Here is a 14,516-nt window from a genome sequence, read left to right on the forward strand (position 1 = left end):
GGCGGTGATGGCCGCCGCTTCCATGCGCACCGTGCGGCACCTGCGGCTGCGGGCCGGCAGCGAGACGGCCGTGCGCCGCATGCTGCCCGTGCTGGAGGACGCGCTGCGCTGCGCCAGCATGGGCGACGAAGGCGGGCGGCTGCTGGTCGTGCGCCGGCTCGCGCTCGGGCGTCTGCCGCCGGACATCAGCGCGCAGGCGCTGTCACGGCACATCGAGCAGCGGGTGCAGGAGGCGGCGCGGCAGTGGGTGGACGCCGCCGATCCGGCAGCCGAATCGGCGGCGTGCGTGGCCTTTGCCGGCGCGCTGCAGGCGCGCGTGCAGCTCGCGCTGCGGCTGGTGCGCGGGCAGCCGTGCACGGCCTGGTACTGGCCGCGCGCGGTGGCGGAGTTCGAGCCGGCGGGGCAGGCGGGTGCGAATCTCTCGCGCATGGCCTGGACGATCGCGGCCTGGCCGGAAGCGCGGGTGGCGCTGCCGGCGTGGGCGACCGCGGTGGCCAGCGAGCCGGCGGGTGCCGCGCGGCTCGGGGCTTGCATGCCGGCCGACGAGGGCGAGGCGCTGGTGCGGCGCGCCGGCGTGTCGGTGGCGCGAGGAAGGGCGATGGACGCAGCTGCGGAGCCGGCACCTTCCTGGTCGCCTGCACGGCCGCCGGAGGGAGGCGACGCTGCCACGCCGGAGTGGCTGCGGGCCTTGCGTGTCGCCGCGGGCCCGGCCTTGCCGGTAGCTAGCTCTCGCACGACTTCCGCCGTTGGCGTGCAGCACGAGCCCGGCGCGGCGGCACCGGTTCGCATCGACCACGATGCGCCGGTCGCCTTGCACGTTGCGCATGCTCCCACTCCGCGCGTCGAGGCTCAGCACCCGCAGGGGGAACGCTTCCTGCAAGCAGCCCCGACCCGGCCCGCTTGGTCCGGGAAGGACCCGTCGCCGAGCGCCCAGCTTGCGCAGCCCGTGTGGCCGGGCCCGGCGCGGCAGGAAGCCCTGTCGTCCACGGGCCCCGCCGCTATCGCATCGCACGCCGTGCGCGGCGATCCCTTCCTCGCGCCCACCGCTTGCGGTGGCCTGCTGTTCCTGCTGGCGGTGGTGCAGCGCCTCGGCTTGCCGGACCGCCTGCCCGGGCAGGAGAACGGCATCGCCGCCGGCATGCTCGGCATCGCCTTGCAGCGCCTGCGCGTGCCCGCCGACGATCCGGCTTGGCCGCTCGCCGCCACGTGCGGCAACCCGCGCGACGAAGCCGCCAGCCACGCCTGGCTCGCCGCGGCGCGCGCCTGGCTGCGCCATGCCGGTCGCATCGGCCTCGGGCCGCTGGTGCTGCGTCCGGCGCAGCTGGCCCTCACGGCCACGCATGCCGACGTGCATTTCGACCTGGCCCGCACCGACCTCAACGTGCGCCGGCTCGGCCTCGATCTCGACCTCGGCTGGGTGCCCTGGTTCGGGCGGGTCGTGAACTTCCACTACGGGCGAGGCCCGGCATGAACGCACCGCAGCCCACCGCCCTCCTGCAGGCCGCCCCCCTGCACGTCCTGGCACTCGCCGCCTTGCGCGACACGCGGCCCGATGCCGCATCGGGACCGGAAGCCGCGTGGCTGGATCAGGCGGTGCGATCGCACACCCCATCCCCGGAAGGCCTGCAGCGCTGGCTGGCCGAGGCGCCCGCCCACGAGCAGTTGCTGCACGGGCTGGCCCGCGCACTGCGGCTCGGCACCGCGGAGTTGCTGGGCGTGGCCTTGTGCATGGCGGTGGAGCTCGATCCCATGGTCGGCCGCGTGCTGGCCTGGCTGCAGGCGCCGGTCGCCGGCAGCCGGCCCACCGTGGGCCTGGTGCTCGCGGCGGCCGAGCGCCTCGGCGCCGACGACGGCCCCGCGCAGCTGCTGGAGGGGGCCGCATTCGAATGCGGGCTGCTGCAGTTCGAAGCCGACGAAGCGCGCCCGCATCCCCTGCCGGAGCGGACGCTGCTGGTGCCGCTGCCGCTGGTGCTCGCCCTGCGCGACGGCCGCTCGCGCTGGCCGGGCGTGCGCACGGGAGCCGGCAGTGCGACGCCGGTGCCCTCCCTCGCGCAAGCGGCACAGGCGCAGGCACGCGCGCTCGCGGCCGCACCCGGCACGCTCGCCGTCCGCAGCGGCGACGCCGGTGCGGCGCGCGCCGCCGCCGCCCTCGTGGCGCGCGCGTTCGGTCGCGAGCCCGCGTTCTTCGAGCAGGAGCCCGCGCCGGGCGCCGGCCTCTGGCTCACGCTGTGCGGCCTGCTGCCCGTGCTGTGCCTCGACCTCGGCCCCGGCGAGTCGCGCCGGCTGCGCCCGCTGCCGGCGTACCGCGGCCCGGTGCTGCTGGCGACTGGATGCGAAGGCAGCTTCGAACACGAGAGCCAGGCCGTGACGGCCTGGCGCGTTCCGCTGCCGCAGGCGCCCGAGCGCGCCCTGCTGTGGACCGCGATGCTGCAAGATCCCGCGCTGGCGCAGCGCCTGGGCCGCCAGTACCGCCACGACGCCGAGCGCATCGTGCAGCTCGGTCGCGCGGCCCGCTACCACGCCTCCCTGCACGGCGAAGCCGTCGCTGCGCATCATGTCGCCGAAGCGGCCCGCAGCACCGCGCCGGCGCGGCTGGGCACCGTCGCCGAACTGCTGCCGGAGCCCATCGCGCAGGACGTGCTGATCGTGCCGCCGTCGCTGCGCCAGCACCTGCTCGCACTGCGCCACCGGTGCGAGGGCCGCGAGGGCCTGGCCGATGGCCTCGGCGCCTCGACCCGGGCCCGCTACCGGCCCGGCGTGCGGGCGCTGCTGGTCGGCCCTTCGGGCACGGGCAAGACGCTCGCCGCCGGCTGGCTCGCAACGCAGCTGGGCCTGCCCCTCTACCGCGTGGACCTCGCCGCCGTCTCCAGCAAGTACATCGGCGAGACCGAGAAGAACCTGGCGCAGCTCTTCGCCCGCGCCGAGCATGACGAGGTGGTGCTGCTGTTCGACGAGGCCGATGCGCTGTTCGGCAAGCGCACCGAGGTGCGCGAGTCGACCGACCGCTTCGCCAACGCGCAGACCAACTACCTGCTGGAACGCATCGAGTCCTTCGAGGGCATCGCCCTGCTGGCGAGCAACAGCCGCAGCCGCTTCGATTCCGCCTTCACGCGGCGGCTGGACGCGATCCTCGAATTCCCGCAGCCGGGCCCGCAGGAGCGGCGCGCGTTGTGGCTCGGCCACCTCGGCACGCAGCACGGCCTCGGCGACCACGAACTGAACCAGCTGGCGGGCAGCTGCGAGCTCGCCGGCGGCCACATCCGCAACATGGTGCTGGCCGCGGCGGCGCGGGCGCGCGCGGCGCAACGCGCAGTGGCCTACGAGGACGTGCTGCACGCGGTGGCGGCCGAATGCCGCAAGCTGGGCCGCCAGCCGCCCACGGGGCTGCCTGCGGAGGGCTGATGGCCACCCGCCTTGCCGCTTCGATGTCGCCGCCGCGGACCACGGCGCGGCCCGCGCGTGCGCCGCCGCGCCGCCGGCCCTCGCCGCGCGACGCGGGCATGCCGTCCGGCGCCGCGGGCGCGACCCCGCGCTACCTGATGGCACAGGCCGGCGCGGCCGGCGTGCATGCGGCGATCTCGATGCAGGCGGCGGGACTGGATGCGCACGCCACGCCGGGAATCGACGTGGAGCAGGCCGTCGCGCGCAGCACCGAAGCCCTCGTGTGCCTGCCGGACGGCGCTGGCGAGGAAGCATTCGCCGACGAGAGCATGCTCGCCGAGGACCAGGAGGCAGACGGCGTGCCGCCCGAGGGCGAGGCGGAGCCGCCGCCCGGCGAGGAGGCGGGCGCTGGCGGCGGTGAGGGTGGCGAAGGCGAGGCCGAGGGCGCCCCCGGTGGCGCGCCCGGCCAGGCCGGGGCAGGCGCCGCTGGAGGCCGGGGCGCACGCGCCGGTGCCGCAGGCGGCGGCGAGGTGTCGCCCGACGACGTGGTCTCGTCCCTGGACCGCGACGGGCCGCAGGAAGCGCCGCCGCTGGACCTCTCGGAGCTGCAGGCGCTGGGCACCGGGGACCTGGCGCTGATCGACACCGAACTCGTCGAGCACCAGCGCTGGGCCGGCGCATTGGCGCACGTCGGCGCGGCCGAATCCGTGGACCGCGCGGCCTTCATCGCCGAACAGGCCGGCAGCGGCTTCCTCACGGGCGCGGCCTCCGGCTTCGGAATGGGCCTGGTGCTCGGGCTTGCGACCCGAGCCGTGCCCGTGCTCGGCCCGATCGCCGGCGGCGCGATGGCCTTGCACGGACTCGTGGAGGGCTGGGGCCAGACCACGGAAACGATCGGCCGCTTCGGCGAGGGCAGCGACATCTACGAGACGCTGGCGAACTCCATCGATGCGATCTCCGCCATCATCACCGTCGTCTCCAGCATCCTGAACATCATCAACGGCATCGTCGGCGTGGTGCAGGCGGCGGCCCTGGTGATCGCCGCCGGCGCCACGGTGGCGGCCTTCTTCACCTTCGGGGCGACGGCGGGAATCGCCATCGCGGCGGGCGAGGTGGCGGTGACCTGCGAGGAGATCACCGTCGCGATCGGCGAGGTGACGATGGTGCTGGATGGCATCAACGCCGCGGTGCTGCAGCCGACGGTGCTGCTGTTCCGCGCCCTGCATGCGTTCACCACGCAGGCGGATCCGCGCGAAGTCGAGGCGGACGGCAGCCGGATTTCTGCCGCCGCCTCGCAGTCGGGCGGCGCGCTGGGCGGCTTCGTCGGCGCCCACCTGGCGAACGTCGGCGCGCCACGCCCGCACCAGCGCGAGCAGGAGATGCCGCCGCAAACGCACGAGACACCGCCGGCAAGCGAGCCGCCCGCGGTGCGCTTCGAGGAGCCCGCGGCGCCGCGAGCGGACAGCGGCGCGCCGGCCGAGCCCGTCACGCCTTCGCGCGCACCGACCGAATTGCCGGTCGGCCCCGACGGCATGCCGGAGATCCCCGGGCCGCCGCGCCTGCCCGAATTCGAGCCCTTGCCCGACTACGGCCCGGAGCTGCCGGCGTGGCAACCGGAGCCGAGTCCCTATGCGCCGACCGAGCGGCCGCCTTCGCTGCCGGAACCGGCGACCACACCGTCGCGCGCGCCGACCGAGCCGGCCACGACACCCTCGCGGGCACCGACCGAGCCGGCGCCCCGGCCCATGACCGACGAAGCCGTGGCGCCCGCAGCCGCGGCGCAGCCCCCCGAGCAACTGTCCTTTCCCGGCTTCGACACGCCGCCGGCGCCGGCCGCGGCAGCCGCGCCCCCGGCGCCCGCTGCTGCGGGCGCGCCGGCCACCGGCGGGCGCCTGGAGCCCGTCACGCCGCCGCTGGAGTTGCACGGCTTCAGCGGCACGGAAGCCGTGCCGCAGGCGCTGGAGCACGGCGGCATCGGCACGTACAAGGTGGCGGTGGATGCTCCGCATCCCTTCGCGCTGGAGAGCAATCCGCCCGGTGCGCCCGGCGCCACGCGCGGCGGCGGTCGCATGCCGCAGACCGGGCGCGAAGCGGCCGGGGTGTACCTCGAACACGTGAGCCCCGCAGCGACGATGAACGAGGTGCTGCCGGGACACGAACTCCACGGGCCGCAAGGGCAGCGCCGCGGCGGCGCGGACACCAAGGAAGCGCTGACCATGAGCCTGCCGGAGCAGGTCAAGCCGCTGAAGGACGCCGCGGACGCGGCGCTGCTGGCCGAAGTGCGCGGACGCCGGCTGCAGGGCGAGAGCGTCTCGCCGGTGGAAGTCCAGTCCCGCAGCACGCAGATCCTGCAGGACGCGATCGCCGGCTCGGGCACGACGACCGTGCCGCCGGAACAGGTCGGCAAGATCTTCCTCGCCGAGACGGAGCAGTTCCAGAGCTCCCGCTACGGCAACCAGGAAGTCCGCCCCGGCGAACCATTGCCGCAGGGGCATCCGCTGCGCGACGCGCCGCAGTCCGAGATCGACGCGCACATCGACCGCCTGTTCGGCGGGCACACCGCGGAACCCGGCACGCAACTGCCGCTGCCCGGGTTCGAGCAGCTCGCCCCGCGGCCCGCCGCACCGGTGCCCGAGCAGCTCTCGCTGGGACTGCCGGAGATGGCGCCACCGGGGCAGATGGCGCTGCCCTTCCCCGAGCCGGGCGCGCCGCGGCCCATGGCCGAACAGCGGGTGCCGACGCGCAGCACGCGCCAGCTCACGCCCGAGGAGTACAACGCCGCCGTCGATCGCCTGGTGGGCATGGGCGTGCCGCGCGACCAGATCTCCCCTGGCGAAATGACCGCCTTCCACCCCGACGCGGCCGGCGGCGGCGGCCGCATCACCGTGGGGCCGGACCTCAATCCGCTGCCGCCGGAGCAAAGGCCCACCGGCCTGCGCAACCCCGCGAATGCCGCGGCCGGGCCGGAAGCCGTGCTGGCGCACGAGGCGATCGGCCACCGCGAAGCGGAAATCGCCGGCGAGGTGCGCGCCGATCCGTGGCACGAGGAGTTCCAGGCGAGCGCGCGCGCCGCGCTGCACGGCGACCTGCCGCCGGACCAACGTCAGATCCTGATGCAGGATGCCGCCGCGCGCCGGCGCTTCGCGCCCGACGACGACACGATCTACGTGTGGACCGGGCGTCCCGGCGTGCCGGAGGCACCGGGCGCCACGCCGGCCCGGCCACCGGAGCAGTTCCGTCCGCAGGACCAGTTGCCTTCGGTGATCGTCGATCCCTCGCTGCTGGCGCCGCAAGCCGGCGGGCCGCCGCGCCCCATGACGGAACCTGCGGCGACCGGCCCGCAGGCGCAGCCAAGCGCGCAGCCCCAGGCGACGGCGCCGCGCCCGGCACCAGCGCCGGTGCCTTCGGGCGCTGCGCGCCCCACGGCGCCCGGCGCGCCGGGCTGGGGCATGCGCGCGCGGCAGGTCGGCGCCCTCTTCTTGCCGCAGGTGTTCGGCGGCGGCGGCGAGGCGCCGACGCCCGCGCAGCAGGAGGCGGCGCACCGGGCCCAGTTCACCGCCGACAACCAGCCGGCCACCGGCGTGGAGCGCGTGAGTCCCGAATACCAGCCCCCGCCCGGCACCCCCGAGCAGTTGGAGCAGATGAAGCAGGAGATCGCGAACCTGCTGGCCGACCGCGCCCGCGCCGAGCAGGAAGCGCAGCACCAATCCGAGCGCGTCGCCCAGTGCGATGCCAACAGCGGCCCGCTCGAACAGACGGTGAGCGATGCCGCCCAAGGCATCAGCGCCGTGCAGGCGCAGCAGCAGTCGGTCGCCGCGCACGAGGCGGCCAACCAGGCGCAGCAGCAACGGCAGCAGGAAGCGCAGGGGCTGGTCTCCGGCTATCCGAGCCGCGCCACCGGCCTGGCGGTGCTGAGCGGCCCGCTCGCCGCGTGGGAGGGATTCACGAGTCTCGCGTCGCACCTGCCGGGCGACGCCGGGGACAAAATGCTGGAGATGAATGCGGAGGCGAGGCGCATGCAGGAGGCGTTCGGGGAGATGGGCGCGCAGATGGTCGGCCTGGACTCGGCGCAACCCGAGCGCGCGGCATCGCTGCAGGGCGACGCGACCCGGCTCGACGCCACCGGCTCGCAGGCGCAGACTTCGGAAGCGGACCTGCGCAGCGCCCACGCCGGCGCGCGCGGCCTGCAGCAATCCAACGAACAGGCGCGCGGCGAAGCGGAACGCCTGGAGGCCGGGGCGCAGGAGCAGGAGCGCTCGCTGGCGGACGCCGCCGCGCAGCGCCAGCAGGAGGCGCAGACGCTGGCCGAACAGATGCAGGCGTGGGCGCAGGAGCACCGGGCGGCGCGCCAGCGCGCGATCGAGCAGACCATGGAACGCCTGCGCGGCGAAGGCAAGCAGAACGTGAGGCTGGAAGGCAGTGGCTGACACATCGCTCCCGCACGCCGACACCGTGGCCGCGGCGCGCGCCGGCGGCGATGCGCAGCGCCTGGCCGACGCGCTCGCCACCCAGGCCGATGCGCTGGTCAAGCAGGGCCGCTGGCGCGAAGCGACCGCGGCGCTGGACGAATGCGCGCTCCTGCACGCCGGCCTTGGGCAGACCGAGCGCGAGGCGCAGTTGCTGCGCATGGCAGCGGCCCTGTGCCGCTTCTCGGGTGACCTGGAGGGTGCCCGCCGGCGTGCCGAGGCCGCGCTGCAGCGCGTCCCGGCGACGCACCCTGCGGCGCTCGCGGCGTGGAAGGAGCTGGGCGAGACCGAGATGGCGGCGGGGCGCGCCGCGCAGGCGGTTGCTGCGTGGACCGGGGCGCTGCAGCTTGCCGAAGCGAAGGAGCCCCCCGCCGCACGGGCCGCGCTGCTGGAGCGGCGCGCCGCCGCGCACGTGCATGGCGGCGCGTCCACGGCGGCCGCGCAAGACCTTGCTCGCGCCCAGGAACTGCTGCAAGGCAGCGGCGATGCGGGCGCTGCCCGGCGCGTGCGCATCGAGCAGGCTACCGCCTTGCAGGCTGCGGGCCGCCTGCAGGAGAGCGCAGCGATGGCGCAGGAACTGGTGGTGGAGGCCCGCGCAAGCGGCGACGCCGCGGTCCTCGCCGACACCTGCCTGCTGCTGTGCGCGCAGGCCTTGCAGCGCGGAGACGCTGCAGCCGCACGCGACGCCGCATTGCAGGCGCGAGAAGCGGCGCTGCAGGCCGTGGCGGCGCCGAGCTACCTTGCGGCGGCCCGTGCGCTGGCCGATGCACAGGATGCGCTGGGGCAGCGGGTCGAGGCGTATCGCGCCCTCGCGACGGCCTGGGCCACGCTGGGCGACCTGCTCGGGTCCGAGACCGCACGTGCGTGGGTGGAGCCCTTGCTGGCGGCGCTGGCGCGCAAGTGGGGGGCGGCAGCGTTCAAGGAGGTGCGCGAAGCGCATGACAGCGAGCGGCGGCGGGCGCTGCGCGCTGGCGGCTGATCGCCTGCGTCGCCGCACGTGGATCGCGCCGGGGAGCGCGCACCACGTCTTTAGCGAAGGCGCATTCGGCGCGTCATCGGCTTCCCACCGAGACGGCGGTGATCAGGTTCCGGCTGGCGTCGATCTTGTCCAGCCAGTAGAGGCGCCCGTCCTTCACCTCCAGGTCGCCGCAGTTGTACTGGCCCCGCCAGATGTTCTGGTACAGGCGCAGGCAGAGCTTCCCGTCCTCGAGTTTCCAGTCCCGCCCGAAATAACCTCCCCCTCCGGCCGACATGTCCAGCTTGGAATCCGGCCGCAGCACGAGGACGAATTTGCGCCCGCTCACGCCACCGGTGAGATCGATGCGGGTCGGCTCTCCGGGCCGGATGAGGCCGGTGCGGATCTCGCTTTCACCGAGCACGCGGTCGGGACCGCATGGCGGCCACAGCGTGGCGCAGGCGGCAGCGGGTGCGGCAGGTGCCGCAGCAGGTGGAGCTGTTGCTGGTGCTGGTGCTGGTGCCTGCGCGAGCGCACCAGCGCTGGCGAGCAAACCCAGCACGCCGATCGCGCCGAGGCCTGCGCGCAGGGACGCATCGGTCCGGAATTTCGCTGCCTTGCCCATCATCTTTTCCTCCCGGAACGAAAGCTACCGGCCGCGAGGTCAAGGCGATATCGGGGATGCCTCTTACTCCGTTTGAGGACTTGCGCGGCGCCGCTTCGTCGGGTCGAGCCGGCTCACGCGCTGAGCTCGCGCGCGAGTTCGATGGCTTCCTGCGCGCCGGCGGCGGCGTTGCGGATGTGGCGCTGGGTTTCCACCGGCAGTTGCGCGGTGTTCAGGCCGTTCCACTTGTTGCGGCCCTTGATCGACAGGTTGTAGTGCACCGACACGCCTTCACGCAGCTTGGCCGCGTACAGGGCCGGGTTGGACTTCAGGCCGCCGATCCGGCCGCTCGCCCACTGGGCGCCCAGCTTCATGTACCGCGCGGCGGCGAACACCGCCTGCACCGGGTCTTCGGGGTTGGTCAGGCCGAGGCTCTTCGCGGTGCGCGGCTCGAACTGCGCCAGGCCGAGGTTGGGCGTGCCGTCCTTGCTCGAACCCGTGCGCTGGATCCAGGAGGTTTCCGCTTCGATCACGCCGTACACATCCTGGTAGCTCAGGCCCACTTCGCCCAGGCCGGCTTCTTCGGCGGCGGCGCGCGCCAGCAGGATGCGCGAGGCCTCGTCGAGCGTCTTGACGGGCTTGCCGCCCCAATGCGCCGTCTCGAACTTGATCTTCGCGCGCAGGGCCTCTTCGGAGCCGAACTTCGGCTCGGGCGTGGCGAAGCGGATGGCAGGCGCGGCCGCAGCAGCGAGCGTCACGGGTGCAGCAACCGCGGCAGCAGCAACGGGAGCCTTCGCGGCGACGGCAGGAGCGGCATGGAAGACCTGGCCCGACAAGGTCGCAGCGGCAGCGACAGCAGCAACCGCGACAGTGGCAGTGGCGGGAAGGTTCTTCATGAAGTTCTGCATCGTTCGTAGGTCCTCGTTGATCAGCGTGTAGGTGTCTTCTGATAGACCTGTAGGAGCCGCGGAAGTTCGAGGCTCGGCACGTGCGTATTTGGCCTTTTGGCGCCTCGGATTGCCTCTTCAGCCGAGGGTGCGCGCTGCCTTGTCCACCAGCGCCTGCAGGTCCGCGCCGAGCCTGAACGCGTGGTCGAAATCCTCGCGCCCGTAGCCCGGCTGCACCCGCTGGATCGAGGCCGCCATGGCCCGTGCCTCGGCCGTGCGGCCAGCCAGCGCGAGGCTGAACATCGCGATCGCGCGGATGTGCACGTGCGCGTTCGGTCGCGCCACCGAACGCTCGCCCCATTCCGCGGCTTCCTCGTAGCGGCCCAGGCGCAGCAGCGCCAGCGCGCGCGACGCCATCATCGCGAACAGCATGGGGTCCATCGGGCTCAGGGCTCGCGCCTGGTCGGCCTCGGCGATGGCGAGTTCCGCATCGCCCGACTGCGCGTTCACGAAGCCCAGCGTGTAGTGCCCCAGGGCGAAATTCGGGCTGAGGTCGACCGCCGAGTGCAACTCGCGCAGAGCCTCCTCCTTGCGGTCCATCAGCCACAGGGCGCGACCGAGCGCCCAGTGCGAGGCCGGGTCGTGGTCGTCGGCCATGAGCTCTTCGGCGGCGGCGGCATAGGCCTGCTCGATGGCCGCGGCGCGTTCGCGCCAGCCCAGGAACGCATCCTGGAAATGCGTGAACGACAGGCCCGCGTGCGGCCGCGCGAAGGTGGGATCCAGCCGCACGGCAGCCTCGAAGAACTGGCGCGCCTGCTCGTTGTGCTCGCGGTGGAAGCGCACCATGTGCCACAGGCCGCGATGGTGGGACTCCCATGCCGTGAGCGAGCTGGGATTCTTCAGGATCGCGCGGTTGCGCTCGGCAGTCTCGATCTGGTTGGCGATCTCGCTGACGATGCGGTTGCCGATCTCGTCCAGCACCGAGAAGGTGTCGTCCAGCGCACCGGAGAATTCCTCCGCCCAGACGACATGCGCGCTGCGCGCCTGTGTCAGCTGCACGTTGACGCTCAGCTTCGCCTCGGGGCCGCGGCGCAACCAGCCGCTCGCGACGTAGTCCACTTCGAGGCGGCGGCCCGCATCCTCGGAGTCCACGTGCCGCTCCGAGAGGGCGAACATCGTGCCCTCCGCGATGACGAACACGCTGCGCAGCTTGGCCAGCCGCGTGATCACGTCGTGCGCCATGCCGTCGCCGAGTCCGCCGCGCAAGGCCGTGCCGGGCGTGCGGTCGATGAAGGGCATGACGGCGATGGAAGCCCGGCGCGTGCTTGTCGCCGTCGGCTGCTCGGTGGGAGCGGAAGCCGTCGTGAGGATCGCGCCGGGAGCCAGGGTGAGCGCGCCGGAATGACGCGACTTCAGCGCCCGCCATGCGTGCGCGATCGCGCCCCAGTCCTGCCCCTCCGCCTCGAAGCGCCGCGCCGCTGCCGCCACGTGTTCGTCCCCCTCGCGGAACTGCCCGCGCAGCGCGAGGGCCTCCAGCATGCGCTCGTGCGCGGCACGCTCGAAGGGGGCCACGGCGAGCCAGCGATCGAGGGCGGCCAGCGCGTCATGGCCCGCCGGCGGCAGCGATGCGAACCGCTGCTCCAGCAGGCAGGCATGTGCAGCGCGCAGGCGCCGCCGCTGCGCCAACACCCAGCCGCTGAAGGCGGGGCTGCGGGGGACGTCCAGCCCCTCGAGGAATTCGCCGCGTTCGCACAGGGCGGCCAGCGCCTCCAGGCGGGCCGGAGGCCGCACATCCTGTTGCACGCAGCGCAGGATTTCGAGCGCATCGACGCTGCCCTCGTCGAGGTCGATGGCCACGCTGTCACCCTGGGCGCGCAGCCGCGCGCGCTCCGGCGTGTCGAGCACGGCGCGCAGCTTGCTCAGGCACCAGCGCAACTCGCCGCGCGGGTCGTTCGGCACGTCCCACAGCAGCTCGCACAGGTGGCTGCGCGTGGCCGGCCGTGCTGACATCGCCAGGTAGGCAAGCAGTGCGCGCACCTTGCGCGAGGGCGGCAACGCCACGGCACGGCCCCCGCGCAGGACCGCGGGCGGACCGAACAGACGAATTTCCACGCCAATTTCCACGCCGGTCCCCACGCCAGCTTCCACGCCGGGGGCGGACAGTGCTGCTTCCCCCAACCCCCTGGAGCCAGACGAATGAATGCACCCGCCGTTCCCGACTTCGCCGCCATCAAGACCCGCCAGAAGGCCGCCTGGGCCTCGGGGGACTATGCCGTCATCGGCACCACCTTGCAAATCGTCGGTGAAACACTCTGCGAAGCCGCCGACCTGCGCGCCGGCGAACGCGTGCTGGACGTCGCCGCAGGCAACGGCAACGCCACCCTGGCGGCGGCGCGCCGGTGGTGCGAGGTCACCTCCACCGACTACGTGTTCGCCCTGCTGGAGCGCTGCCGCGAGCGCGCGGCCGCCGAGCGGCTGCACGCCATCGATTTCCGCGAGGCGGATGCCGAGGCGCTGCCCTTCGACGATGCGAGCTTCGACGCGGTGCTGTCCACCTTCGGCTGCATGTTCACGCCGAACGCGGCGCGGACCGCCTCCGAACTGCTGCGCGTATGCCGCCCCGGCGGCCGCATCGCGATGGCGAACTGGACGCCGGACGGCTTCATCGGCCAAGTCTTCGGCGTGCTCGGCCGGCACGTACCGCCGCCCGCCGGCGTGCAGTCGCCGGCCCTGTGGGGCAGCCGCGGGCGCATCGCCGAACTGTTCGAGACCGAGGCGAAGTCGATCACGATGGAGAAGCGCCACTTCCACTTCCGCTACCGCTCGCCGGACCACATGCTGGAGATCTTCCGCGGCTACTACGGCCCGATCCTGAAGGCGTTCGCGGCGCTGGACGAGAAGGGTCAGCAGGCGCTCGCGGCCGACCTCACCGCCCTCATGAAGCAGTTCAATGCCGCGGGCGAGGGCAGCCTGGTGATCCCCGGCGCCTATCTCGAGATCGTCGTGACGCGCAAGTGAGGACCCGGCGATCCGCGCGCCGGTGCTGGTCCTGACCGGCCGCCGCTCACCGGAATCCGCGCACGCCGCCCCCGGAGGACTCAAACCACATCCATCACGACCTCACCCAACGCATCGACGGTGAAGACGGCGCGGTCGCCGGGCGAGATCGAGAAGGTCGGGACGACGCTGCCCGTGATGACGACCATGCCGCGTTTCAGGTCGTGATGGCGAGCCGCCATCACGTTGGCAAGCCATGCCAGCGTGGCGTAGGGGTTCTCTGCATTCCCTTCGCCGGAGGGTTTTCCGTTGAGCGTCTGCCTTCCATTGGCACCGACGACGCGGCCGGGTGCGACCTTCTTCATCGCCCCCAGCACCACGCCGCCGTTCCAGCAGTTGTCCACGATCATCGAAGTGGCCCGCGTTTGCGTGTAGACCGCATGGCGATCCTCGATCAGCTCGAATGCAGGCATTGCGCCGGCCACACACTCCGCCGCGCTTTCGGCCGTCCACGGTGCCCGTTCGGCCAGCATGTCGGTGCCGAGCTGCAACGCGATCTCGCTTTCCACACGCATGTTCACGAACATGGCCTTGGTGATTCGCGCCGGGGACGCATGGATCGTCTTCGCAAAGATGCCGCCGGCGCACGGATGCGTGATGCCCATCAGTTGCTGCATCACCTTCGTGGTCGTCGCCACCTTCACGCCCGCGACCGGGCCGTACACCGGCTCCGCAAGGCGCCAATAGGCGTCCTGGGCCTCGTAGGCTTCTTCGATCGAAAGGGGCGCGACCGCGTCGGGAAGATTCGCGTAAGGCTGTCGCGCGATGCGCGCGTCCCACATGCGGCGGGCGTTGGACTCGGCGGCGTCGTTCATGTTTCCTCCTGGGTTCGGCGTGGACCTGGCGATCACGCAGCGGGAGCGAAGCGAGCTTGCATCATGCCATTGAACTCGATGGTCTCGAAGAACATGGCGTGCGGCCGCACCCAGAGCCCTTGCTCGCCATGAAGTGCGCGATAGAGCACCATCGGTTCAAGCGTCTCGCTGTGCCGCACGATGCCGAGCACTTCGTACTCGCCGCCCTTGTAGTGGCGGTAGCGGCCGGGGGCCAGCGCGGGCAACGGCGTCGATTCGTTCATGCGGGCAATGTACCAAGGCGGACACGGGCTGGTGAATAGGCTCGACGTGGCGGCTCTCGACCCCTGTGAGGGAGGAGGCGCGGGCGTG

General features: G+C 73.1%; 10 protein-coding genes. 5 read left to right on the forward strand and 5 right to left on the reverse strand.

Features of this window, described 5'->3' with window-relative positions; genetic code table 11:
• Positions 1-7 precede the first annotated feature (7 nt).
• From JI746_RS02710 to JI746_RS02725, 4 genes are read left to right on the forward strand one after another with little or no spacing between them, the layout of a single operon-like run.
• Positions 8-1,471, forward strand: coding sequence for a hypothetical protein (locus tag JI746_RS02710; RefSeq protein WP_201687225.1), 1,464 nt, complete (start codon positions 8-10; stop codon positions 1,469-1,471).
• Positions 1,468-3,402 carry an ATP-binding protein gene (locus JI746_RS02715; RefSeq protein WP_201687226.1) on the forward strand — a complete coding sequence of 645 codons (1,935 nt, stop codon included), beginning with the start codon at positions 1,468-1,470 and terminating at the stop codon, positions 3,400-3,402. Before JI746_RS02710 ends, JI746_RS02715 begins: the two co-directional genes overlap by 4 nt.
• Positions 3,402-7,808, forward strand: coding sequence for a hypothetical protein (locus JI746_RS02720; protein ID WP_201687227.1), 4,407 nt, complete (start codon positions 3,402-3,404; stop codon positions 7,806-7,808). The genes JI746_RS02715 and JI746_RS02720 overlap by 1 nt, the downstream gene beginning before the upstream one ends.
• The gene (locus JI746_RS02725; protein WP_201687228.1) at positions 7,801-8,826 is read left to right on the forward strand and encodes an ATP-binding protein; all 1,026 of its coding nucleotides are present in this window, start codon (positions 7,801-7,803) and stop codon (positions 8,824-8,826) included. Before JI746_RS02720 ends, JI746_RS02725 begins: the two co-directional genes overlap by 8 nt.
• Before the next feature lie 73 nt (positions 8,827-8,899).
• Here the strand turns inward: JI746_RS02725 and JI746_RS02730 are convergent, their stop codons facing one another.
• The 3 genes from JI746_RS02730 to JI746_RS02740 form a co-directional block, all read right to left on the reverse strand.
• Entirely contained in the window at positions 8,900-9,430 is a 531-nt protein-coding gene (locus JI746_RS02730) for a hypothetical protein (RefSeq protein ID WP_201687229.1), read from the reverse strand.
• 110 nt (positions 9,431-9,540) lie between these two features.
• A complete protein-coding gene (locus JI746_RS02735; RefSeq protein ID WP_201687230.1) occupies positions 9,541-10,302 on the reverse strand; it encodes a hypothetical protein in 762 nt (253 codons plus the stop codon).
• Positions 10,303-10,431: 129 nt separating this feature from the next.
• Positions 10,432-12,405 carry a transcriptional regulator gene (locus JI746_RS02740; RefSeq protein WP_201687231.1) on the reverse strand — a complete coding sequence of 658 codons (1,974 nt, stop codon included), beginning with the start codon at positions 12,403-12,405 and terminating at the stop codon, positions 10,432-10,434.
• An 84-nt stretch (positions 12,406-12,489) separates the two neighbouring features.
• On the opposite strand from JI746_RS02740, the gene JI746_RS02745 reads away from it, so the two are divergent.
• On the forward strand, positions 12,490-13,311 hold the full coding sequence (locus JI746_RS02745; protein ID WP_201687232.1) for a class I SAM-dependent methyltransferase: 822 nt from the start codon (positions 12,490-12,492) through the stop codon (positions 13,309-13,311).
• An 80-nt stretch (positions 13,312-13,391) separates the two neighbouring features.
• On the opposite strand, the gene JI746_RS02750 is transcribed toward JI746_RS02745, so the two are convergent.
• Positions 13,392-14,165: a 2-keto-4-pentenoate hydratase gene (locus tag JI746_RS02750; RefSeq protein WP_201687233.1), complete on the reverse strand. Its 774-nt coding sequence runs from the start codon at positions 14,163-14,165 to the stop codon at positions 13,392-13,394.
• Positions 14,166-14,197: 32 nt separating this feature from the next.
• Positions 14,198-14,428 carry a DUF1653 domain-containing protein gene (locus JI746_RS02755; protein ID WP_201687234.1) on the reverse strand — a complete coding sequence of 77 codons (231 nt, stop codon included), beginning with the start codon at positions 14,426-14,428 and terminating at the stop codon, positions 14,198-14,200.
• Between the last annotated feature and the right edge of the window lie 88 nt (positions 14,429-14,516).

It is taken from the genome of Ramlibacter alkalitolerans, from assembly GCF_016722765.1.
Classification (GTDB): Bacteria; Pseudomonadota; Gammaproteobacteria; order Burkholderiales; family Burkholderiaceae_C; genus Ramlibacter; species Ramlibacter alkalitolerans.